Raw genomic sequence first — 24,795 nt, forward strand, 5'->3', positions numbered from 1 at the left:
TACATAAATAATAACTAAAAAAGTGTAGCAAATGCTACACTTTGAATAAACCTCAGAGACCCTAAATAGGCAATCTGTTCGCAAAATGCTTATTTGATTCAAGAATTAAGTCCGTAATAAAAATGTATGTTTCCTTAAATTATTGTAGCATATACTACAGTTTAAGATGATGGGGTGATCGCACTGAAGAATAATAAACTATTTTCTTTTTTTAAAGGTAAAAGCCTGATCAATCAATTAGTAATTATCATCGCTGTTATTATGCTTATTCCTTCAGTAGCTTTAATGTATGACATATTTTTTGCTTCAAGAACAGATGAAGTAGTGTTCTTGGACAAAGAGCAAAGGCTGGAGGCTTTGGTCAAAAGCATTAATAACGATTTTTCCAAAAGTCTTCAGTCTCAAGGAGCCGGAGCAACTGAAATCTCTTCAACCCAGCTTCAAAACGAATTCACCCAGGTTGTTGAGCCTCAGGTTCAAGCAAATTCAGGCATTCGCTTTGGCCTATATGTCCCCCAAACAGAGAAGATCACCGTACTTGGTTTCTTACACAACTATCGTAACCTCTCACAAGAAGAAGAAGCGGAAAGGGAGAAAGAGATATTTGCCAGTACTAAGCCCGGACTAATTGCTACAGAGGCGAGTAATGAGCCACTCTTTCGAATCTCAGGCTCTTGGAGTGATCAAGTTGTTGAGTACATAGCTCCTGTTGTACTCAATAAGAAAGTCGTCGCTGTTATGTGGGTAGAGGAGCGCCTTAACCCCTTCTTTTATCAGAGCAGTTACTTTGGGAAACTTCTAAGGTATTTCACTCTCGGTGTTCTGGCCATTGTTATGATTGGTACTCTTATAATCATTAGAAATTTAACCACTGGCGTCGATCGCCTAAAACAGGGCTTAAACAGCATGGAAAATGATATCCACCATTTACTGCCTGAAATGCCGGGGGAACTGGGTCAGGTAGCCCAAGCAGTTAATCGTCTGGCATTAGGTCTCACTGAAAAAGAGCGGTTGGAAGATCAACTCAGGCAATCTGAGCATCTAATTGCCCTTGGCCGTTTGGCAACCGGAGTGGCACATGAATTGCGAAACCCTATTGCTATCATTAAGACCTTAGTGGAACTTATGAAGCAGGAATACTCTCAAGTGAGCGGGATTGAAGAATTTACGAGAGCAATAGAGGAACAGATAGATCGGCAAGATTCAGAAATCCAAGAACTTCTTGATTTTGGACGGCCAACAAAAGTTTCAATAAAAGAGTGCTCTGTCAATGATCTAATTACTGGGGTCCTCTCGTTTTCGGCTGCGATGCTGCGCAAGCAGAAAGTAAGCGTTGTATTAAAGCTTGACCGCAAACTTTCTAAGATTTTAGCCGATACTGAAAAACTGAAACAAGTTTTTGTTAATATCATTGTAAACGCGGCAGAAGCAATGCCTGATGGTGGAACATTAGAAATAACCACTAAAGAAAGCGCAAATATGATTCAGATTAGTTTCTCTGATACCGGAGAAGGTATCCCAACGGATGATAAGTTGAGAATATTTGATCCCTTTTATACGACCAAAACGACAGGGACTGGGCTGGGGCTATCAATATCTTATCAAAGTATTAAATTGCATGGCGGAACGATTGAAGTCGACAGCGACCTGGGCAAAGGCGCTACCTTTAATATTACCCTTCCTGTGATACCACAATTTTATGACAGGAGTGATCTTCATGACACCAAGAATTCTGGTCATTGATGATGAGGAAAGAATGTGCTGGGCCCTCGAGAGGGCACTTAGCCATGAGGGCTATCAAGTACTTACTGCCACGAGAGGTCTCCAAGGTATTAAATTGACAGAAGAAAACGATCCTTCAATGGTAATCTTGGATTTAAAGATGCCCGACATTGATGGGATTGAAGTCTTAAAAGCGATAAAAGCGATAAATCATAATATCCCGGTCATCATGATTACGGCCCACGGAACTATCGACACTGCCATTGAAGCCATGAAAATTGGTGCCACAGATTATATTACCAAACCTTTTAAACTCGAAGAAATAAAGGTACAAGTTAAACAAGCTTTACATCTCTCTAATTTGGAAAACCAAGTTAACTTTTTGCGTCAGGAATTAGGTAAGAAATACGGGAAGACTATCGGACAGAGTGAGGCTATGAAAGAGGTTGCCCTCTTGATCCAACAAGTCGCGAAAACCGGTACCACAGTACTGATAACGGGTGAAAGCGGAACCGGAAAAGAGGTCGCTGCTGTGGAAATACATAAAGCCAGCAACCGCTCAGATAAGCCTTTTGTAGCTCTAAACTGTGCTGCCCTTCCAGAGCAACTACTCGAAAGTGAACTGTTTGGACACGAAAAAGGAGCCTTCACCGGAGCAACCAGCAAAAAGAAGGGCCGCTTTGAAATTGCCGATAAAGGAACAATTCTCCTCGATGAAATTGGGGAAATGCCAACAAGTATGCAAGCGAAATTATTACGAGTATTACAAGAGCGGTGTTTTGAACGAGTGGGCGGAACCGAAACAATCCATGTTGATGTACGCGTCATTGCCACAACGAATAGAGATCTTGCCACAGCCATTTCTAAGGGAACTTTCAGAGAGGATCTCTACTATCGCTTGAACGTCATGCACATCATTATGCCGCCCCTTCGCTCTAGGAAAGACGATATTCCCCTTCTTGTCAATCATTTTCTCGAAAAATTCGACCCTTCTAAAAGCAAAAAAATATCTTCAGAAGCGATGAAAACATTAACACACTACAACTGGCCCGGAAACATCAGAGAGCTTCAGAATGCCATTGAAAGAGCACTTATTGTATGTCAGGGTTCTGAAATTCAATCGATACATTTTCCCAAGGAATTGCTGAATAGTTTAGAGAAAACAATAGCTCCTGAAATTAATCTATCTGAAGGTGGCTTCTCTCTGGGAGAATTGGAGAAACACCTTATCATAAAGGCATTGGAAAAGCACAATTATAACCAAACTAAAGTTGCTAAATATCTGGGTATTACTCGCCCAACCCTCCTTTATCGGCTGCAGAAATACGGCATAAAGATACAATGAAACTAAAAGCATCCTCCCCTTCACTTGATAGTGAAAGGAGGATGCTTTTTAAAACTTTAAGGAACCAATGTCATAATCAAGCAGCTTTGCGTAGTTTAATCCAGAAATCAATTTTAAGGGAGGAGCTACTATGATTAAACCTACAATGGTTGCCCCTGATTTTTCTGCTGATGCTTTTTACTTAGGAAATAAGATGACTGTTAAACTGAGCAATTATATCAATGATTGGGTTTTATTGTTCTTTTATGCTAGTGATTTCACGTTTGTTTGACCAACGGAATTGGGAGCCGTGGCATCCCATCACCATTTATTGGAGCAATTAGGAGTTAAAGTTCTTGCTATTAGTACCGACAGTATCTTTTCTCATAAGGTTTTTGCTGAAATTTCTCCGTCCGCAAGAACAATTCAGTACCCGTTACTTTCCGACCGATCACATAGCATCTCTCGTCAATATGGAGTTTTGAGAGAGGAATTAGGGCTTGCTTTCAGGGCCACTTATATCATTGCACCCGGTGGTGAGGTGAAATATTCCAGCCTTTATCCTCCTGAAGTTGGTCGCAATGTAACAGAATTAATCCGAATAATCCAAGGACTTCAATATGAACAAGCAACTGGACTGGGTGTTCCCGCAAATTGGCGTCCAGGAAAACAAGGGATTAGTAAAGATTTTAGTTTAGTCGGCAGAATCTAACGAAACTATCAAAACTTCAGTTTAAGGAAATACTTGCTATGAATTTTTAACTGAATACATAAAATCTCGTGTCATAGGCCACGAGTTGTTTACTCCTTTGCTAAAAAGGAACTGGTGAAGATCAAGGTTACCGCAATGGAAAGAAGCAGCACAAGAGTTGAGATAGAGACGCCACATACGTATAAAGGCTTCGTCTTTCATCGTTTGAATTAACGGAAGTGCCTTCTCGAAGTTTAGTGCCCAATGTTCTAGAGTTCGAGTATAGTGTTCACGAAGACTTTCCAGGTCGATAAGATAAAACGAGTTTTCAGCCATGAGTTTAATTAGCTCATAGATTGCAGGAATATATCCCCCTGGAAAGATGTATTTGTTAATCCAGCTATTCGTCCCTGCCTCTTGATAACCAGTGATACAATGCAAAAGAGATGCTCCACCTTCATTTAAAAGAGATTTTATGGTAGAAAAATATTCTTCCAAGTGTTCCTTCCCAACATGCTCGATCATTCCAACACTAACCACCCGGTCAAAGGTTCTTCCTTTTAACTCTCGATAGTCAAGAATTTGAACATCGACGAGTTCCTGCAATTCTTCATTTTGAATTCTTTCAAGGACCCGATTATATTGCTCTTTACTGAGCGTAATACCCAAAGCCTTAACCTGATACGCTTTTGCCGCCGTTAATATCAGCTCCCCCAGCCGCAGCCGATATCGAGCAATGTTTGACCTGGCAGCAAGTTAAGTTTGCTTAGGATATGATCAATCTTATTGTTTTGAGCCTGAGTCAAGCTTTCGTGAGGAGATTTAAAATAGGCGCAGGAATAAGTCATAGTCTCATCAAGCCATAAACGATAAAAGTCATTTCCCAAATCATAGTGGAATTGAATATTTTCTTTGTTTCTATGGATATTATTGGAGAGATTTTTAGCCATCCTTACATACACATTTTTCTGGTGCAGAAAGCTATCCTGTTTATTATAGAGAGACTCAATGACTTCCTGAACGCTTCCTTCAATATCAATTTTCTTTTGCATATATCCTTCACCAAGAGCTAATGACAGATCACCAAACATTTCAGTTTTAGCAATTGGTTCGTTAAAATCAATTCGGAACTTTGCCTCCTTTCCTCCATAATTTACAACTTCTCCATCCCAAAACTTAACTTCAAAGGGGTCTGCAAATAGATTTTTCATAAAATTCCGGTAAAATACCTTGTCTAAGTTCATAGTTATCCCCCCTAAAAACTAATAGTCATTAAGGTGCGCCGAAGATCACCATTTTATTCTTGTATTGTAAATTTTATGAAAAACCGAATAAAACTTTTTTCGATCGGGCAGCACTTTTTTATACTAGTCAGAGTATAACTTCGTTAAATACTTTCTACAGGTCCCTTCTCACCATCCTTGGCTTCAGGGACACTCGGCCATCCATGGCCTGCGCATAACTAGGCACTGCCTGCGCCAAGGCTATCAAGTGCGAAGACAATGTCTTCGGACACCAGCCAAGTTTTCTTTATTTGTTTTCTATCGTTTAATATCTGTGACATCCATTGTCACGACATAAGCAGATGGATCGGATTCGCGGATGAGCTTCGTTAATTCTGTAAACCTTTTTTTCTTAAGCACGATTTTCAACTGGGCTTTTTCTGCACCGTTTAAGCCATATCCTTTCGCTGTAGTGACTCCGAACCCACATTCCCTTAACGTATCCGCCAGGCTCCACTCATCATGCTCAGTGACAACTAAAGCTAAAACGCTGTCTCTGGAAAGCTTGTCATCAATGAGCATACCAACATAGTTGCCCGCTGCGTATCCACAGGCATAAAAGAGGAGAACCGTCGGCTGATTGACATACTTAAAGGCTTGAGAAGCCCCCAGGGTATACACAATAATTTCTACAAAGGCGATCATTGAAACGACTAACTTTTTTCCCCTGATGATTGATTTAACCCGAAGAGTATCTAAAGAAACATCAATGATTCTTGCAAAAAAAATTAAAATTCCCAAAATGATCAACGAATTCGCCACCTTATAATTTTTTCGCTCAAGCGTCAGAGAACATTCTATCATCTAATCATAGAATTTAAGTATATTTATCAGCTATATTTTTTATTACCCTATTACAATTAACTCCAAGTAAATTGCCAAGTATTACAAAAAAAAAATTAAAGGACATTTGCATATCCTGTCGAATACTTCTTAATGATATGTCGACGAAAGGAAAAAGAGAGCTTAATCTGGATTCTATCCGGAACGGGGGATTTATTATGGGGTGAAACGCGTATAATACGCGAAGGGCTTACACCTTCTTGCCCGAATCCGTCAACTAACCTCGTAAGCTGCTGAGAAAGGTGAAAAACATGCAATTGTTTCCGGTTCTGTTACGATTCAAAGGTTTGGTACTTAGCCGAATCAAACATTTCAATTGGACTCAGAAAAAGAAGCTTATGTTTCAAATTTCCCGCAATCATTTACAAGGGATATCCTGGAAATCGCCGAAAGTAATCGTCACGTTATCTGTTACAATTCTTTTATCTGGCGGGCTCACCTTTTATCTTACGACAACGACCTCTGCTGCTGCAATCATGATCAACGGTCAACAAATTGGTTTGGTCCGAAATGCTGACACAGGTCAAAGCCTTGTCGAATCGATTTTGAAACAACAAGGCCAGTCATTTGGGCTTGTTGCTAAAACGCATGACATCATCACTTATGATAATGTCAGAGTTAAACCAACGGTCTATCTTGAATCCGCTTTGAACGAAAAGGTATTAGAGGATAACTTAAAGTATTATCTTGACGGTTATAAGTTAGAGGCAGACGGTGCTGTTATAGCGGTATTGCCAAACAAAGAAGATGCCGATAAAGTTCTAAAAGAATATCAAGATTATTACGTTAAGCCTAGTGATGAAAATAAAGTCGCTTCCGTAAATTTTGATGAAAAAATTAGCATCGAAAAAGCTGAAGCCCAACCCGATCAAATGGTAACTGTTGATCAAGCTTACAAAGTTTTAATGGATGGCAAAATAACAACCAAGGATTACACCGTATTACCCAATGATTCCTGGTGGCTTATCGCTCGCAAGAACGATATGTTGACTGATGAAGTATTAGCGGGAAATCCAGGGACAACTAAAGACACGAAGTTAAAGCCTGGCCAGATCGTAAAGCTTGTTGATTCTACGCCCTATCTTACTGTTGTAAGTAAGGGAACTTATTCAGGCTCAGAAACAATTCCCTTCGATGTCGTTACAAAAACTGATAACAGTTTAGGATACGGCAAAACGAAAATCCTTACCACGGGGAGTAATGGTTCAAAATTAGTTACATATTCCTATATCCAAAAAAATGGAATCGATGTAACGAAGCAAGTATTAGACGAGAAGGTCACACAATCTCCTGTCAATCAAGTAGTCGCTAAAGGCTCTGGCAGTCAGCCCATTAATGTTGCTTTTGCAATTTCTCGTGGAGGTGATGGTTCTTCAAGTATCGTAGATCGCGCCTTAAGTTTACAAGGATCGCGCTATGTTTTTGGCGGAACATCTCGCAGTGGCTTTGACTGCTCTGGTTTTACTAAATATGTTTATGCGAGTTCAGGTATATCTCTTCCACGCACCTCTTATGCGCAATTCGCTTCCGGAACTCCAGTCAATCAAAATGATCTGCGTCCAGGTGATCTAGTATTTTTTACAACCTATTCCAAGGGTGCATCTCATGTGGGTATCTATATCGGCGGAGGTCGATTTGTACAAGCCAGTAATCCCAGTAGTGGAGTTGAAGTATCTAGCCTTAGTGATAGTTTTTATTCTTCCCGCTATCTCGGAGCACGCAGGTATTAATTCTGTAATAACGACACTTCAAAGAGTAATGGCGTATGCCATTACTCTTTTCTTTTATCTTTAAAATAAACTATTTTTCCTCGTTTAATCTTAATTCAGGGCCTCGATATTCTCGCTCAATAATTTAAGTTGGCCGTTAGACACTTTCCAAACTGATTCAGCATTAGCTACCGAATTGGCATGTGCGCCGACTGAAATCCTCTGAATTCCACGCAGTTCGCATATCCCATCCCCGTTTACTTCCGGTTTCAGAACGCTGAATCCATCTACGAGTACCATAGGATCTTGCAATAACTCACCTTTTTCATTGTAAATACCAAGTCTTTCATAATCGACAGATCCCTTATGAAGATCAATTGTAGCTGTATACCCGGTATTCTTATCCGTGATCTTCAAATTAAACCCGGGCAGACATTGAGTCTCAAGCACCAACCCATGATTCAATGTTTCTTGGGGTACTATAGCCTTTACTTGACCATCATGATAAGACAAAAGACTAAACTGATATACCCCGCCACTCCCTCCTGTAGCAAAAGAGACCAGAATATCGTTGCTCTTAGCCTTATTGAAACTGCCGATAAACAATTTCGGATCAAGTCCGGAATTTAATTCTCCTATAGAAGCGATCGAAAACTTACCCGTATGGCTATCCTTAATGGCAACTCCGATGTTTTGAACATAGGGATTATCATCTTGCTTCTCACCGATAAGTACGACATCATCGACTTTACCATCACCATCAAAGTCAGCTCTTCTGCTGTCAAAAACAAACCTATTGTTGTCCTCTTTTGAGTCCTCTGAAGTAAACTTCGCCCCAGGCAAAAAGTCAGGTGATGGTTGGTTTGGGGAATTATTTCGCTCAACATCTGTTTGAGCAGAAACGTTCACTGCCGAACCTTCAACCCCTTTATTTTCCTTGTTCACTCTGATAATGACCGACCCTATAACGATAACTGCGGCCACCCCAACTATAATCATCCCTTTTATGTATTTTTTCATCAGCCATTTCCTCATTTCTTCGCTCGGAATACGTTAATCTGGAGTCTAAACAATAGTTCTTATGTTCGTAGTTCCTCACTTGCACTGATGTTATAGATTGACCTCAAACGTCGACCTGCCCAGCGAATTTCTGTAGCAACCACCGCAACCTCCATCATTGCGCGCAAATAAAAGACTCCACTTACTTTACGTTGCCAGGCATCCATCGTTTGATCAAAAATAGTCCAGTATGGGATGTCATCCTCGATGGGTTCAGGGCCGTGTTTCTCATATAAAGCCCTGTTGACTTTCTTCACTCGCGCAGATAATTTCTCTTCCCCGGTCATCAGTACATCCAAGATAGCCCTGAACTCCGGACTCACCCAGTCGGGAGGTAATTGAGAGTCAAGGGTACGTCGTCTCTTGACTCTTTGAACAGTCATCTCATCAATAGTTTGTCCCCGTTCAATAAAACCCCGACAGATTTCCAAGAGGCGTTCCCAAAGAAGTGGGGTGTCTTCTTCTGTGATCTCCTCGCGAGCCCGGTCATACAACCGGGTTACTTCGTCTAGTTTTTTTACTAGAACATTTGGGTGCTCTGAATGAAACTCTTGTAAGTTCGCCGACGAAATAAAGGTGACCAAACTCGTTAGAAAATAAGATGAACTATCGTTAAATAATCGTCCGAGTTCATCACGAAGTTTAACTTTATACGCAGGCGGCTTTAAAACACGGTTAAGTGCTAATGCCACTCCGAGGCCGATAAATACCGCTATAGAACGGACTACCGCATGCTCTAAAAATTGATCTTTAGGAGCGTCCAAGATAAAGACAATTGAAGTAACTCCCAGAGTGATGACTCCTGACCAATGCAAGTGATTGCATATGACAATTATTAGAATCACCGCGAGCCCAAAGACCAAAGGGCTGGTGCCAAATGTAAGCCCTAAAATTACAGCAACCCCTACCCCTAGGATATGTACGGCGGTCTGTTCCCAAGCGTTTCGTAGAGACTTGCTGATAGATGGCTGCATATTCACTACGGCAGTAATGGCGGCAAATACAGCTGGCTCAATCTGCCAGACTCTGCACACCATCATTGCGATAGCAACTGCCACACCGGTTTTAAGGGTACGAGCCCCTAAAATTGAGTACTTCAATTCTTTACTGGATTTTGCCATGGCCTCCTCCTCAAAGTCTTATTAACTTACACAATACTACTGGACTCCCATGGAAACCAGTTTATAATTTAATACCTATTATTATCTATCTGGCAGGCCACAAATTTTCCAAATTCCTTAAACCCTAACTTTCTATAACATTTTAGAGCCTCTATATTATCCGTCTTTACATTTAAACCGATATACTTGATTTTTTTCTGCAGACTACCGGCCAATGCCCCAACTACTTGTTGTGCGTATCCCCTATTTCTATATTCCGGATGAGTCGTCACATGAGCAATGGCAGCAACGTGATAAGACTCTGAATAGGCATGTATTCCTGCGAAACTTACCAATTTCCCATCAACATAAATCCCAAAATTCTCCTTCAACTTGAGCAATTCATCATCTAGCCATGCCTCAGGATAACTAATTGATATCAGCAGCCTAATATCGTTTAAGTCTTGATAGCCAAGTCTTACAACTTCAGCCGTTTGGCTTTTAGATAATTCATGATGATCCTCTAAACCCATATTCACATACTCTTCTAAATCCGAAATTTCTTCACTTGGGAACACTTTCTCTAATGTACTCCTATCCATATGGGTATAAAATTTAACAGGGAGGTACATCTTGATTCTTTCAACAAGCTCTGCACTTTGGTTCACGTTGTTAAAACTCGCCGAAAGTAAAACAGGAATATGATAATTAATATTCGTCATAACAATTTCCTTAAGAACATCCCCATCAACTAAACCATAGCATACAACATTTCCCCATTGAGATACCGACAAATTGTTAAGCTGATAAATATAATCATACCTTGTTTTATTCTTTAAAAACGCATAAACCTTGTTCAAATCGTGAATGATTCTCAAATCCATCGTTACCACATCCATTTCCGTTCGGATCTATCCAATTGCTACTCTCTGATAAATTTCCCTAATGATAAACTATTACAATCGTATTAGCAATATGGCAAATTCCAAGAACGAGAAAAACCTAACGGCCACGATGTCCTTATCTATCCTCGTTAATAGGACATCTACAAGATTACTAATCTAATTAAGGTCGAAAGGTTCCGTCAAACACTATTTATTTAGTTTATTTTCTTAAGGCTCATAGCAACTGTTTAATCGACATCAGATCGCCGAACAAACCGACATATCTTCTCGTCCCACATCCACGATATTTGGTCTCTGGGATTATTAAGAAGATTTATTAAGACATCGAATTCTGACGCTTTTAGGGCAGACTCAAACCATTCTTCGAGAGATATGTTAAAGGATTTACAGACTGCGTCAAGTCGAGCTTTGACTTTTTCGTCTACTGGGAAAGCAATGTACATTTTCGTACCACCTCAATATAACGACAAATTATACTCAGATTTATGTCCCACGTTTTTATATACTTTCACCATACAATCATCGTTTTACCCTAAGATCCTTCGTCGTAGGAAAATCTATTTTATATCTCAGTCAAAAAATGAATTTATGTTCTATTCCTCATTATTCTACGATATATAATAAATTTCAAGATTAACTCTAAATTTTTATTTTATAAATTCCTGGTTATGGAATATGAGCTATAAATTCTCTTTAATCCGAAAGACTAGCATTACTAATAAGAATGTAGTCTCTCGAAGATTTACTACTATTATATTACACAACCGTCAATATTATTTTTCCGGTGGATGATACGGTAAACTTGTCACAAGGATATTTTGTAAAGACTAACAAAGTCGATATTCTGAAAGCTAAAAACTCATCAATGCTAATATAAAATCTATTAAAGACCCTAGCATAGTGCCAGGATCTTTAATAGGCTTGGGACACATCATATTCATTAAACTCTATTTAAGGAAACTGAAATACGTTAATACCAGAATACCTAAAATAATTCTATAATACCCGAACAATTTAAAGTTCTTTCTAGTAATGTAATTCATAAAACTCGAAATAACCAACAACGCAACGATAAAGGAAATAACAAAACCAATAGCCAGCAACAGAACTTGGCTAGCGGTCATTGCCAAACCTATTTTTAGCAGAGAATATAAGGAGGCTGCTAACATAGTAGGAATGGCAAGGTAAAAAGAGAATTCGGCGGCCACTAATCTTGAGGCTCCCAAAAGCATTGCTCCAATGATTGTTGCAGCAGATCTTGAAGTCCCCGGTATCATAGCTAAGCATTGATTTATCCAATATAAAATGCTGTCTTGTAGCTCAATTGTGAAATAGAGGTAAACTTCCCCCGTGTCGTCCTGCCTTCAAGAATAATTAAAACGATACCGCCTATAAGTAATGCTAAGGCGACGATCACGGGAGTAAACAGTTTTTCTTCAATATGTTTTCTCAGAATTGCCCCAATTACCAGAGCCGGAAGCACTCCAACGATGATTTTCTTCCATATTTCCCAGGTTCCAGCCTTTTCAGCTTCAGTCTTACCGCTCCCAAAGGGGAAAAGCTTATGCCAGAAATAGACTACTACTGAAAGAATTGCACCCAGTTGGATGATAACATCAAACATTTTCGCAAAGCTACCCGTGAAATTGATAAATTCATTGACAATGATCAAGTGCCCAGTAGAAGACACAGGCAAAAATTCAGTGATCCCCTCCACGATACCTAATATTACCGCCTTAATTATTTCATTCACCTTGAAACCGCCTTTTCATTGCACATGTATTTATTTTAAAACATAAAAAAGCCTTCACTAATGGAAGAGTAAATTCCCCCGTTTGCCCTTGCGTTGGAGTTGGAGTTGGCCTTGGTGTAGCGATTATTTTTATCGCCATTTTAATTCTTATCGCCTTAGGTGTAATTTTCTAAGAAATCAGTTCGACCAAGCTTTACTTGCCTGGTCTTTGTTTTATGGACGTTCTGAATGGTTAGGACCTGATGCCCTAACCATTAACTCATCCTAACTTGGTCGCCTAATCTTGATTTTAACTCCTTCAGAAACTGCTCCTGATCGTGTTTTTTCAAATGGGATAGCAGAATATTTATTGTTTGTGTCAATGGGCCTTGAGTATATCTTATGCTTAACTTATTATTCTTTTCAGAAATAGAAGTTAGATCTTTTAAGAAGATTTCTTTTTTCAGAAGGCTATTATTAACGACTAATTTTTCTTCATCTAACCCTAGATAAGGCTTTTTATAAATGTAAGCATCAAAAACAAAAAGTAAGGCAACTAAAATCAGGAAAAAAGCAGAACCACTATTGTTCATCATTAATTGAAGTGACCCTGAAAAAAATATTATGATACCAGAGAACAAAAACAGAATAGACATTATAGTTTTGCGTTTAAAGTATTTCATTGGACCTCCCCCTTTAGTTCTTCTTCATGGCTTATTTAAAAGTGCAGTTAACAAATAAACTAGTTGCTGAGGTTATTTAGATTTATGAGATAACAAAGTTTTCGCTCTTGTAATACTGTTCTCACCATATTTTTCTTTGAGTGAATCAATAACTTTGGTGAGGGCTTTATTATCCTTTTGAGGCTCAGCGAACAGAGAAAGTTGGCATTCTGCTGTATCGGTTAAGTTATGAAGGGTTAAACCGATCAATCTGAGCGGCTGCTTAAGCGAGACCTCTTTTAACAAGTTACAGGCTTCCTGATAAATAACGTCATCCAGATCCGTGGCTTGCAATAAAGTGTGTGAACGAGACACTGTACGGAAATCATCATATCGAACTTTTAAGGTAACCGTTTTCCCTCTTAAAGCTCCCTTACGCAGGCGCCGACCTACATCAATAGAAAGATTCAATAACGCTGTCTCCAGAATATCACAGTCTGCAATATCCGAATCAAAAGTGGTCTCACGCCCGATGGATTTGACGATTTTTTCGCTTTCCACTGGTCTATCATCTATGCCTTGCGCCAACTGATAAAGCTGATTTCCGAAAACCCCAAATAATTGCGTTAAATAGCCAAGCTGCAAGGAACGCAGATCTCTAACAGTTTTAATATTAAGCTTATGTAACTGCTCAGCCGTTTTTTTGCCTACTCCCCAAAGTCTTTCCACTAACAGGGGATCTAGAAACTCCTGGACCCTATCATGGGGAACAACAACAAAGCCATCTGGTTTTCGTAAGTCAGAAGCTAGTTTAGCCAAAAACTTATTGCAGGCCACACCGACTGAAGCCGTGAGGTTTAACTCCTGTTGTATGCGTTGCTTAATTGTAAGGGCTATTGTCTCCGCGGGACCAAATAAGTTAGTAGAGCCGGTGACATCTATAAATGCTTCGTCCAATGATAACGGCTCGACAATAGGGGTATACGTTAAAAATATCTTTCGGATTTGTAAGGATACTTCTTGATATTTGCGAGGGTTTACAGGCAAAAAGATTGCTTGAGGACAGCGCCGTAAAGCCTCTGCCATGGGCATCGCCGAGTGAATTCCAAATTTACGTGCTTCATAGGAGGCGGCGCAAACCACACTCCGACTGTTAGGGTTACCTCCAACCACCACTGGCTTAGCCATTAATGTAGGATCATCCCGCTGCTCCACAGAGGCATAAAAAGCATCCATATCTACATGTATTATTTTACGCATGCTCGCCCAATCATTCATATAAACATTATAACGATTTTCAGGTTCCTTAGCTACATATCCTGACATTATCTATGCATCCATCTTTAGCATAAGCCAATAATAAGGCACCAATCAAATTTCATGAGAACATTCGCCTGCCTAGTTTTACTTTATATACTCATGTCCAACTAAACTATCATCTATCTGATCTGTAGGAATTACGAACGAATTCTCATATCTCCCATTAACAACCGGAGCAACGTCTCCCTTATTAAAGAAATGAACAATTTGCTGACTTTTCGTTATCGTTATTAATTTAGAACTCTTGGTCCTTAATGGCTAAAACTTTTTCAAATCTGATCTCGTAATACTTACATTGATCACTCACAGGCTTGAAGTAGAATAACCTCTGGGCCACGGATTACGTAGGCAGAGGTTATTTTTATGCATAGTAAGTCATACCTTTCGAGGTGAGTAAGCCTCCGAAGGAATATTAGTCCGTGCATTTATGATACTAAACGCTGAACCGTGTCTTTTAAATCATCTAAATTAAAGGGTTTAACAAGCAATCCCTGATAAGATTTTTCCTCTGGAAAAGTGTATGAATCAGGCAAATTAGCCGTCATTATTATTGCAGGGACCTTTAAGAGCCGATACTCCGACCGCATCTTCTCAACTATTTCTTTTCCGCTTTTTCCCGGTATACCCAAATCTGTCATAACCAGATCCGGTAATTCCCGTTCTAAGACATCTAGAGCTTCTGTCCCTGATTTGCACCATTCAACATTATGTCCTGTGTCTTCTAAGGCCATTTGAACGACTCGTCCTATTGCGATATTGTCTTCAATAATAAGTATGTTTGCCATAATACACGCTCCAACACTTTTAAGATTTACATTTAAACTATATTGGATAATCCTTAAAAAATCTGTTGAAACATGTTTAAAAAATTAAATTAATTTTGTCATTCCAAATAATTCATTGACATATCTTGTTAAGTCTAAATTTAACATAGAACGTAGTACCATTTGAACTCGTATCAACCTCTATTGTTGCGTTATGACGCAGAGCGATTGAGTAGCAAATGCTTAACCCCAAACCATTTCCATTTTCTTTGTCTGTCAGAAAGGGTGTCCCAAGATTTTTTAATATTTCCGGTTTAATACCCTTACCTTGGTCCTTAACGGCTAATACAACGTCATTATTTTCGACAAATGTTTTTATCAGCAAGCAGCCGACCGGCAGCATTGCGTCAAACCCATTTCGACATAAATTCAGAATCATTTGGCGTATCTCTTTGTTATTTAAAAACAAATCAAATACAGGGTTTGTTTCAACCTTTAAAATCTTACCTTGACGCATCCCATCAGCACTGATCAGCGGAGCTAGGGCGTTCACAATGGTATTGAGGTTGAGCATTTTCATTTCTGAGGAATCAAGACGTCCTAAGGAGAGGAATTCATTAACTAAAACATTGACCCTTTCGAGTTCATCAATCATGATATCGATATCGTTTCTATAGCTGCTAAATTCTGTTTTACCTTTTAAAAGCTGCAGATAAGCTTTGACACCAGTTATAGGATTTCTAATCTCATGACTAACTCCAGCAGCCATTTCACCTAGAATTCTAAGTTGATCAGACCTTTGGATTTCTTGTTCAAGCCTCTTTTCTTGATGTTGATAGAGATCAACGAACCTTGCGACTTTGTAACGAAGATTTGCTGGGTTAACAGGTTTTAAAATGTAGTCTATCGCTCCAAGTTCGTATCCTCTACTGATATGTTTTTCAGCTTGGTAATTTGCTGTGATGAAAATAATAGGTATATGTGCGGATTTTTCCCGAGTTCTGATTAATCGAGCGGTCTCATATCCGTCAAGGTCCGGCATTTGTACATCTAACAGAATTAAGGCAAAATCATATTCCAAAACTTGTCTTAGTGCTTCACTGCCAGAATGAGCTCTGATCAGCTCATATACCGCAGAATCTAAAATAGCTTCTAGTGCCAACAGATTTTCAACTCGATCATCAACTATTAGAATTTTAATTTTGCCCGTCATTTTTCGAATCTCCTCTATTCAATTCTAATATAGATTTTTTCTTCAGTATCAATCTCTTTATATTTATGCTTATAGGGACTAAAATCAATGCTTTCTTTCTTGCCAAGAACTAAAAAACCGCCGAAGCTCAAACTATCTAAAAATAACTTATGCGCTTTATCTTGTAACTTCTTATTAAAATAGATCAAGACATTCTTGCAAATTATTAAATTAAACTCATTAAAAGAACTATCGATTCCAAGATTGTGTTGCGTGAAAACCATATTCCGTTTAAGGGTTTGATCAAAGATTACATTATCACCGTTTACTGTATAATATCTGGAAAATGATTCTTTACCGCCTGATTGCAGATAATTTCTTGTGTATGTTTTCATTTTTCCAAGAGTCACAATGCCTTTTTTAGCTTTTACGATGGCATCCTCATTTAGATCTGTAGCATAGAGCCGTGTTTTATCATATAACCCTTCTTCCCGTAGAAGGATAGCCATTGAGTAAACCTCTTCACCCGTTGAACAACCTGCATGCCAGATTCTAATGACAGGAAGTTCTCTCAGATAAGGGACAACGTTTCTTCGAAAGGAAATAAAAAACTCTGGATCTCTAAACATCTCAGTCACTTGAATAAAAAAATCTTTGATTAACCGGCGCATACAGGTTGAATCGTGAAATATTTTTTCTTGAAGCCCTGAAATTGTGGTTAATCTTTCAGCCTGAACGCGATTCCATAAACGTCGTCGTATGGAAGAGCGATTATAATCTCTAAAATCATAACCGCAAATTTTATAGATTCCTTCTAATAGTAATTCGATCTCAAGGTTCTCTAACTCATTAACATCTTTCTCCTCGAAACTTGACTGATAAATTTTCATCTCACCTACCTGTACAACCATACTCGAATTAATGAAATTAGCTTCTCCATATCTAAAGGTTTACTGATATAATCCGATGCTCCCGCATCAAGACATTTCTTCTCGATCTCCTTTCATTGCCTTGGCTGTTAAAGCTATTATAGGCATAGTTCTATATTCAGGTATTTGACGAATAGATTTCATGGTCTCATACCCGTCCATCTCTGGCATCATAATGTCCATAAGAATTAAATCAATCGTATTATTGCTTTTTAGTTTTTCCAGGGCTTCTTTCCCATCTTCAGCAAATAATACATTGATTTTTAAAGCCTCCAGAGCGGCTGATATCGCAAAAATATTGCGCATATCATCATCGACAACCAGCACAGTGAGTCCAGTTAGATCATGGAAATATCGGGTATTTTCAGTGACCTTCCCAACATTAACTATCCTGTCATTAATTTTATCGGGATCTTTATTTGGAATAACAAGCCCTTCTGCAACGTTATTGAACCCTTCTAGACTTTCGGACACTGTCAGGGTATTTTCAGCATTGTTGGGAAGAATCAAACTAAAAGTGCTTCCTGATCCTTCTTTGCTTGTAATCTCAATAGAGCCTCCCAGCAAAGCAGCAAGTTCCCTGCAAATAAAGAGGCCAAGTCCAGTGCCTCCGTACCTCCGGCTAGTCGTTCCATCTGCCTGCTGAAAAGCTTCGAAGATTAACTTCTGTTTGTCCGCTGGAATTCCAATACCTGTATCAGAAACACAAAAAGCAAGGGAAGTCTTATTATCGTCTGAAAAACGACACTGCGAAAGAACCTTGAAAGCCCTTTGAATCGTTAAAATTACTTGCCCCTGATCTGTAAATTTTAAGGCGTTACTCAAGAGATTTGTTAAAATTTGTTTTAAATAGTGGCGGTCTGTTACCCAATTATCGGGGATGTCCTTATAAATATTAATTACAAAAATTATTTCTTTCTCACAAGCAATTGGATAAAACTGTTTTTCCAACTCCTCTTTAAGTTCGGATAATGAGAATTTTTCGACCTTAACGGTCACTTTTCCTGACTCGATTTTCGATAAGTCTAAAATATCATTGATTAAATTTAATAAATCATTGCCGGAGGTCCAAATTGTTTTAGCATACTCGACCTGTTTTGAACTTAGGTTTCCATTATTATTTTCCCACAGCATTCTTGCCAATATTAATAGACTATTAAGTGGGGTTCGCAGCTCGTGAGACATATTTGATAAGAATTCTGATTTATATTGGGAACTTGACTCCAGTCGATGAGCTTGTTCCTCTAGGCTTACCTTAGCATCTAAGAGCTGTTTATTTTTCCGCTCTGTTTCGATATATTGTTCCTCGAGCTTTTCGTGAAAGGTTTTTAACTCCTCTTGCTGAGTTTGAAGTTCTTCGGATTGAGTTTGTAATTCTTCTGTCAAAGTTTGTGACTCCACTAAAAGTTTCTGAATTTCAGCATGCTCCTCAATTCTATTTAAGATAATTCCAATATTCCAGCGAACTTGTTCTAGAAATTCCCTCTCCTGAAGGCTGAATTCTGAAAGAGAAGCTAATTCAATGATTGCGACGACTTTTGTTTCAAATTCAACTGGAAGTAATTTAAGGTGTTTTGGGGTGATTTTTCCTAGTCCTGTAGTGATTTCAATGTACTGGTCTAAAGCCTCTGTCAAGTTAATGATTTGATTTTCTAAATAACACTGTCCGATCAAACCCTCCCCAGGCCTAAACTCGGATAGACCAACTTCTTGACCATTTCCAGCATACGAAGCCATATTTATCAGTTTCACAGAGCCCTTCCCACCGGAACGAATGTAGAAATTGCCATAACTTGCACCTACTGTTTGACAGACCCAGCGAATTAATAACCTTGAAAAACGTTCTGCGTTCTGAATACCTTGAAATAAAGCATGTGTCTCAGCAACCTTCGATTGAAGCCAATGCTGCTCCCTAAAAGCTTGAGTTGATTCAATCTCTTGACGGGCATGCTGTTCCAAGGACATTGCCATCTCATTAAAGGCTTCTGACAGCTGTCCCAACTCGTTCTTCTTATTTTCAAGACGAGGCAGCGATGTTTTATCCGCGAAAGAAGAGATTCTTTTCATGGCATTTGCTAACTGATTAATGCTTCCTATGATGGACTTGATGATCCATAAAGATAAAATGATTCCCGAGATCAAGCCGCTAGCAACTAAAAATAAGAATATAACTAAGCCTCTATAAAATACACCCTGAGACTGATTTAAAGCATTTTCCATTTGCGCCTTTTCTAGAGCCCCTAGATCATTAACTTCCTGTATTATTTTGTCGGATTTAGATGTTGAATTATCAAGTATTAGTTTTTTTGCTTCCTCGTACTTATCGGACTGGACTAGACTGATAATTTGTTTCTCATAATCCATATAGTTTTCGAAGGCTCCTCTTAACTCTGCCACCTTGTCTATTTCAACGTTTTCCGAAATCCCTTCCAACGTGGAAATGATCGTACTAACTTCCGAGTTTGAATTATCAATGATCGTCAAATAGTTTCTTTGATCTATTTTACTGTCATCTAAAACTAATCCCCGTAAGGCACGGCTTGTATTCAAAAGTTCAATTGGAATAGTTTTTACCAAATCGACTTTGTGATATCGGTTTTTGACGATCAAAACCATATCGTTGTTAAGCTCTCGCATTTGGAAAAGTCCTGTCAAAGATATCGCCAACAATAAAAGCAATAGACCACTCATTCCGAGTATAAGAACATTTTTTAACTTCATATTGTCAATCCTTTCATCTTTTTCGCAATTTTAAATTTCTACAAAGTTTTAATAAAAACCTTTCTAATTTCATGTTCTTCACTCTATTCCAGTTAAATTTCTCAATTTCGGAGAATTACTGTACTTTCCGACCAATTATCATGTTTTTAGGATATAGTCACGCAAAAAAATTCTACGCCCACTTACTGGGCGCAGAATGGATAGTATACAACAAAGTTATCTTTTCTGATTAGTGCGAGAATCGTTTGGCAATATTTAACCTTTAATTCTCTCAAGAATGGTTAAACTAACAGCGGAGGTGGTCATTTTGTTAACGGCTATTATAAGAGCTATCGAAAAAATTAAAGGAATGGGAGATACCGCAAAAGACAAGCAGTCCAAAATAAGTGTCAGCGAAGTCTGGCACCTCTGGGATTTACTCGTCGCTCGTTATGATGTTATAGCGGAAACCCAGTTACTTAAGGACTTTGCCAGTGATTTTGATTTTAAAATTATCCTCGACAGTGGATTAGATACTCTTAAAGGACAAGCGACTCATTTAGAAAGACTTATGGGAGAGTTTGGAATACCCCTCCCGGAAAAACCGCCTGAAACAGTAATATCTACGGTGGACATTGAACAAATTACAGATAAGTATATATACAGACGCATTTTAAGGGGGATCCAAGATTTTTTAAATATCCACCTTAGTTCTGTTACTCAAGCCACGAGCGCAATCATGCGAGGAACATTTATTGAAATGCTCATTGAAGAAATAAAAATTTTCGATGGTTTTATAGAATATGGGAAATTAAAAGGTTGGACATATACTCCTCCACATTACAAGTAAATAATGAAGAGGTAACTAACCGCTAATGAAGCACAAAGGAGAATTTAGTATGGAAACTACGACTCCACTACAATCAGGACAAATACATTCCGAAACTCTATCAGAGAAGTTGTCTTATGTTTTACCCAATTCATCAGAAATCGGACATCTCTGGACTAGTTATCAGGCTGAAACAATGTCCGTTTGTATGCTCAAACAATACGTCCATGGGACAATCGACCCTGAGATTCGATCTCTGTTACAACGAGCGCTTGATGTTTCAAGCCAAAGGGTTCAAACTATGAAGACAATCTTTAATTCGATTCACCATCCTATCCCCTCTGCTTTTGGAGAAGAAGATGTCGATATTAGTTCCAGGGAATTGTTTAATGATCCTTTTAAACTGGCATATACAAGATTAATGCATAAGCAGATTTTAATCAATTACAGTCATGCCTTTAGTATTTCTTACCGTTTCGATTTTCGGGACTATTTTAGGGAATGCATTGATACGTCTCAAGAGATCATCCAAAAGGCCACAGATGTTCTTATCGATAAAGGAGCCTTAATTCACGCTCCTTACATTGAAATTCCAAAAAACATCGATATTGTGCACAATAAGAATTACTCCGGTTCAATATTTGGAGATACTAGGACAATCAACGCCATAGAGCTAAGTCATATTATTTCACTCTTGGAAACCAAAATGCTAATTAGGCTCCAAAATATAGCTTTTAGCCAGATTGTTCATTCTGAAGCGATTAGAAATCACTTTATCAAATCCATCCATCTGGCAGATAAACATATCGAGAAACTTGAGGCCGTCTTAGATGCTGAAAAACTACCGAAGCCGACAACAATTTACTACAAAGTAACTGATTCAGTAGAGTCCTCATTCAGTGATCATTTAATGCTGGCTCATTCTACAGCAACGACAACTTATATTATCGCTGGGTATGGAATTGCCATACCGAATAGTCCAAAATTAGATCTTTTGTCAATGTATCGCTATTTTACAGCCGAGCTTTTAAATCTGGCTAAAGATGGATCAATGTTAATGATAGAAAACAATTGGCTGGAACGAGTACCAGAAGCAGTTAATAGGAAGGAATTATTACATTGACTCATTAAAAAAAGGACTAATGTTTAAGATTAACGCAGGTCATAATGGGTGACTGCCTTGGTTAGGGAAACGGACGAAGAAGGTCGTTCCATTTTGACTCGTATCAATGTCTATCTGAGCATTGTGTCGATTCGCTACGTTATAACACATGGCCAGCCCCAGACCCGTACCATTTTCTTTGGTCGTAAAAAACGGGGTCCCAAGTTTTGATAGATGCTCCGGAGGAATCCCCTGGCCCTCGTCGTTAACACTCAAGACGATGTCTTGCTCATTCATAAAGGTTTTAATCGTCAAGCATCCATCTATGGGCATTGCTTCAAGTCCGTTTCTAGCCAAATTTAAAACCATTTGCGTAATTTCGTGAGGGTCAATCTCGAGGTCTTGTATATCGCCAGGTTCAAAGATACACTTTTTACCCTGACTGTAGGCATCCGCTGTGATTAATGGAGAAAGGTTTTCCAGCAGCTTATTTAAGTGTAAGCGTTTAAAATCTGTAGGTTTATTTTTGGCTAGAGATAGATAATCAGTAATTATTGCGTTGGCCCTATCAAGTTCTTCTATCATTAGTTCGAAATAGTTTGTATAGGTCACCAGCTCAGCTTTACACTTAAGCATCTGGAGAAAACCTCGAATCGTTGTCAGTGGATTTCGAATTTCATGTCCAAGACCGGCAGCCAATTGACCGATGATGTTAAGTCGTCCAAGTTTTGCTAATTCTTGCTCAATACTCTCTCTTTTTTCAATTTCAATCTTCAGTTGTTTTGTTATATCCTCAACCATACTGCGAAGGCTAACTCTTTGTTCCTTTAATTGAATTATTTCTCTTTTCAAATCAACAAAGTGCTCCCAATCTTTAATGCTATCGAATCTTGCTACAATCAACGTAAAACTCCCCGTCATAATGAAATCATTTAAGAGCTGAAGTCGGATGAATTAACTATTTTATAATAGGATAAACTTTATTATTATTCTTATTTCGAGATAAGAAAGGAAATTCCTTCAAAAAAGAAATATTCCCTCAAATAATACCTCAGTATTATCAAAAAGTTATCACAAGAAACAAAAAACCAGAGCAAAACCTTGCTCCGGCACACTCATCGGCTATATTGATCTGACACTCACAGTTATACTCCAATAGTCTACCCTCAAACAATCTATTCTTTGTTCATCTCATTGCACGTTAGAGCGCAATTTTTTTGTTTCCTCCTGATCAATACCTTCCTTCGTTAAGGCTACTCCATAATCTTGTCTGGCCTTCGCCAAGGAAATATATCCATCCCGGACATCTCGCCATACCCTTTCGGGCTCACGCTGATGGGGATCTCCCCATCCACCTCCTCCGGACGAAATCACAGTGAGTACCGTCCCTTGAGGCAGTGAACGAGCACTTTCTTTACTAGACAGCAATTGTGTTTGTTCTCCTTCTATTGTCAGTTCTGAGTGGTTTAAGCTGCCGGGTTTTCCAGAAGAGGAGCCGAAAGGTGGGATTTTCATTCCATCGCCAAACATCACAATATTCGTAGGATCACCATAAAACTTGAGGCTATACCGAATACCTGGCCCTCCACGCCACATTCCTGATCCTGCACTATCCGTTTCCATTTCATGACACAATGTCAGATGCGGGTATTGAATTTCATTAGTTTCGATATTCGGTGCGCGAACTCCACCATAGTTCGATAATGGTGCCATGTAAGGATATCCATCTCGGCTAGCTGTTCCTCCGCCAGAACCCAAGGCGCAAAAAGCGAAACCCACATAAAAATCTTGGTTACGCGGATCAAGGCCATAAAACGATGGGCCACAGTAACGTCCGAAACCTGCAGATAATGGCTCACAGGCGACAGAATCTAAAGCCTGAAAAATGGCGCTGATAATTTCGCTGGCAGGGGTTAATGTACTCAAGGTTACCGGAGCCGGATCTTCAGGATTCAGTAAGCTTCCTTTTGGCAGATATACCTTTATTGCCCGGAAAGCTCCGCTGTTGCGGGGAATGTGTGAGCCCAAGGCCCAGAGAGCACCTATCCAGGCCGCTGATGTACTGGTTACTACACCAGAGTTAACGAAACCTTTAACTTGAGAATCTGTACCTGAAAAATCAAGAGTCATCTCCTCATGGCTGACCTTAACTTTCACGTTTATTTTAATAGGATGAGTCTGGAAACCATCATCATCCACCCATTCTTCACCTGAGTACTCTCCATCGGGTATAGTCTTAATAGCCAGACGTGTGAGGTTTTCCGCATGATCGAGGAGATATTCCACCGTTTCTTTGACATGAGACAAAGAATATTGGTGCAACAGTTCCCTTAAACGAGCAATCCCTATGTTGTTCGCGCCTATTTGCGACCACAAATCATTTTGGAGCATTTCTGGATTCCTAACATTATGGATGATCAAGTCCATAACCTCATTGACAATCTGTCCTCTACTCACAAGTTTAATGGGTGGAATGCGCAAGCCTTCCTGAAAAATCTCAGTTGCTTTGGCATTATAACTACCAGCAACAGACCCTCCGATATCTCCGTGATGCGCCCTGCTGACACAATAAAAGAGAATCTCGCCATCCACGATCAAGGGGGTAATAATCCCTATGTCCGGCAAATGATTTCCTCCTTGATAAGGATCATTAAGGATAAAAACATCTCCCTCTTGAACCTGCTTAGAGTACTTTCTAATGACTTCCTGAACGCTAAACGTTCCTGCTGCGGCTAATATGGGGATACCATTGATCTGAGAGACTAATTCCCCTTTTCCATTGCATATGCCACAAGCAAAATCGCAGGCTTCTGCAAAAATAGGAGATCTGGAAGACTTCTCCAAGGCATAGCTCATTTCTTTGGCGATCGTATCCAAGCGGTTAGCAATCACGGAATGCTCAATAACTTCCTCCATTGTAGCCTTCATT

Annotated in this window: 19 protein-coding genes, 2 pseudogenes and 1 riboswitch; of the genes and pseudogenes, 6 read left to right on the forward strand and 15 right to left on the reverse strand. The window is 39.2% G+C overall.

The features are described 5' to 3' along the window. Window positions 1-174: 174 nt before the first annotated feature. The 3 genes from VZF35_RS04065 to VZF35_RS04075 all read left to right on the forward strand — a co-directional run bounded on the left by VZF35_RS04065 (window position 175) and on the right by VZF35_RS04075 (window position 3,758). Window positions 175-1,743 carry an ATP-binding protein gene (locus VZF35_RS04065; protein WP_407311229.1) on the forward strand — a complete coding sequence of 523 codons (1,569 nt, stop codon included), beginning with the start codon at window positions 175-177 and terminating at the stop codon, window positions 1,741-1,743. Then, window positions 1,718-3,067, forward strand: a complete 1,350-nt coding sequence (locus VZF35_RS04070) for a sigma-54-dependent transcriptional regulator (protein ID WP_407311231.1) — start codon at window positions 1,718-1,720, stop codon at window positions 3,065-3,067. The genes VZF35_RS04065 and VZF35_RS04070 overlap by 26 nt, the downstream gene beginning before the upstream one ends. A 130-nt stretch (window positions 3,068-3,197) precedes the next feature. Beyond that, window positions 3,198-3,758: a peroxiredoxin gene (locus VZF35_RS04075; RefSeq protein WP_407311233.1), complete on the forward strand. Its 561-nt coding sequence runs from the start codon at window positions 3,198-3,200 to the stop codon at window positions 3,756-3,758. Window positions 3,759-3,794: 36 nt separating this feature from the next. Here the strand turns inward: VZF35_RS04075 and VZF35_RS04080 are convergent. Both VZF35_RS04080 and VZF35_RS04085 read right to left on the reverse strand, forming a co-directional pair. Continuing rightward, window positions 3,795-4,981 (reverse strand): annotated as a pseudogene (locus VZF35_RS04080) (class I SAM-dependent methyltransferase). A 297-nt stretch (window positions 4,982-5,278) separates the two neighbouring features. Then, window positions 5,279-5,770: a DUF2179 domain-containing protein gene (locus tag VZF35_RS04085; protein ID WP_407311234.1), complete on the reverse strand. Its 492-nt coding sequence runs from the start codon at window positions 5,768-5,770 to the stop codon at window positions 5,279-5,281. A 203-nt stretch (window positions 5,771-5,973) separates the two neighbouring features. Beyond that, window positions 5,974-6,110, forward strand: a riboswitch (cyclic di-AMP (ydaO/yuaA leader). A gap of 91 nt (window positions 6,111-6,201) precedes the next feature. Here VZF35_RS04085 and VZF35_RS04090 point away from each other — a divergent pair. After that, entirely contained in the window at window positions 6,202-7,593 is a 1,392-nt protein-coding gene (locus VZF35_RS04090; protein ID WP_407314450.1) for an NlpC/P60 family protein, read from the forward strand. Window positions 7,594-7,683: 90 nt separating this feature from the next. On the opposite strand, the gene VZF35_RS04095 is transcribed toward VZF35_RS04090, so the two are convergent. The 11 genes and pseudogenes from VZF35_RS04095 to VZF35_RS04145 form a co-directional block, all read right to left on the reverse strand. Beyond that, entirely contained in the window at window positions 7,684-8,592 is a 909-nt protein-coding gene (locus tag VZF35_RS04095; RefSeq protein ID WP_407311236.1) for a hypothetical protein, read from the reverse strand. Between the two features lie 59 nt (window positions 8,593-8,651). Beyond that, complete coding sequence (locus tag VZF35_RS04100) at window positions 8,652-9,752, reverse strand: FUSC family protein (protein WP_407311238.1); 1,101 nt, start codon at window positions 9,750-9,752, stop codon at window positions 8,652-8,654. 68 nt (window positions 9,753-9,820) lie between these two features. Then, window positions 9,821-10,615 (reverse strand): GNAT family N-acetyltransferase, encoded by a 795-nt coding sequence (locus VZF35_RS04105; protein ID WP_407311240.1) that lies wholly within the window; start codon window positions 10,613-10,615, stop codon window positions 9,821-9,823. Window positions 10,616-10,863: 248 nt separating this feature from the next. Beyond that, the gene (locus VZF35_RS04110; protein WP_407311242.1) at window positions 10,864-11,079 is read right to left on the reverse strand and encodes a hypothetical protein; all 216 of its coding nucleotides are present in this window, start codon (window positions 11,077-11,079) and stop codon (window positions 10,864-10,866) included. 504 nt (window positions 11,080-11,583) lie between these two features. After that, window positions 11,584-12,389 (reverse strand): annotated as a pseudogene (locus tag VZF35_RS04115) (undecaprenyl-diphosphate phosphatase). A gap of 254 nt (window positions 12,390-12,643) precedes the next feature. Then, entirely contained in the window at window positions 12,644-13,051 is a 408-nt protein-coding gene (locus VZF35_RS04120) for an EbsA family protein (RefSeq protein WP_407311244.1), read from the reverse strand. A 72-nt stretch (window positions 13,052-13,123) separates the two neighbouring features. Next, window positions 13,124-14,308: a DNA polymerase IV gene (gene dinB, locus VZF35_RS04125; RefSeq protein WP_407314452.1), complete on the reverse strand. Its 1,185-nt coding sequence runs from the start codon at window positions 14,306-14,308 to the stop codon at window positions 13,124-13,126. A 467-nt stretch (window positions 14,309-14,775) separates the two neighbouring features. Further along, window positions 14,776-15,135, reverse strand: coding sequence for a response regulator (locus VZF35_RS04130; protein ID WP_407311246.1), 360 nt, complete (start codon window positions 15,133-15,135; stop codon window positions 14,776-14,778). 112 nt (window positions 15,136-15,247) lie between these two features. Next, window positions 15,248-16,327 carry a response regulator gene (locus VZF35_RS04135; protein ID WP_407311248.1) on the reverse strand — a complete coding sequence of 360 codons (1,080 nt, stop codon included), beginning with the start codon at window positions 16,325-16,327 and terminating at the stop codon, window positions 15,248-15,250. Between the two features lie 14 nt (window positions 16,328-16,341). Then, window positions 16,342-17,217, reverse strand: coding sequence for a CheR family methyltransferase (locus VZF35_RS04140; RefSeq protein ID WP_407311250.1), 876 nt, complete (start codon window positions 17,215-17,217; stop codon window positions 16,342-16,344). Between the two features lie 66 nt (window positions 17,218-17,283). Next, entirely contained in the window at window positions 17,284-19,956 is a 2,673-nt protein-coding gene (locus VZF35_RS04145) for an ATP-binding protein (RefSeq protein ID WP_407311252.1), read from the reverse strand. 307 nt (window positions 19,957-20,263) lie between these two features. On the opposite strand from VZF35_RS04145, the gene VZF35_RS04150 reads away from it, so the two are divergent. Both VZF35_RS04150 and VZF35_RS04155 read left to right on the forward strand, forming a co-directional pair. Beyond that, a complete protein-coding gene (locus VZF35_RS04150) occupies window positions 20,264-20,785 on the forward strand; it encodes a DUF3231 family protein (protein ID WP_407311254.1) in 522 nt (173 codons plus the stop codon). Between the two features lie 49 nt (window positions 20,786-20,834). Continuing rightward, window positions 20,835-21,887 (forward strand): DUF3231 family protein, encoded by a 1,053-nt coding sequence (locus VZF35_RS04155; RefSeq protein WP_407311256.1) that lies wholly within the window; start codon window positions 20,835-20,837, stop codon window positions 21,885-21,887. 39 nt (window positions 21,888-21,926) lie between these two features. Here the strand turns inward: VZF35_RS04155 and VZF35_RS04160 are convergent, their stop codons facing one another. Both VZF35_RS04160 and VZF35_RS04165 read right to left on the reverse strand, forming a co-directional pair. Further along, window positions 21,927-22,769: an ATP-binding protein gene (locus VZF35_RS04160; RefSeq protein WP_407311258.1), complete on the reverse strand. Its 843-nt coding sequence runs from the start codon at window positions 22,767-22,769 to the stop codon at window positions 21,927-21,929. Window positions 22,770-23,057: 288 nt separating this feature from the next. Continuing rightward, a complete protein-coding gene (locus tag VZF35_RS04165) occupies window positions 23,058-24,794 on the reverse strand; it encodes a hydantoinase B/oxoprolinase family protein (RefSeq protein ID WP_407311260.1) in 1,737 nt (578 codons plus the stop codon). Between the last annotated feature and the right edge of the window lies 1 nt (window position 24,795).

The sequence above is a fragment of the Desulfosporosinus paludis genome (genome assembly GCF_045689965.1).
Taxonomy (GTDB): Bacteria; Bacillota; Desulfitobacteriia; order Desulfitobacteriales; family Desulfitobacteriaceae; genus Desulfosporosinus; species Desulfosporosinus paludis.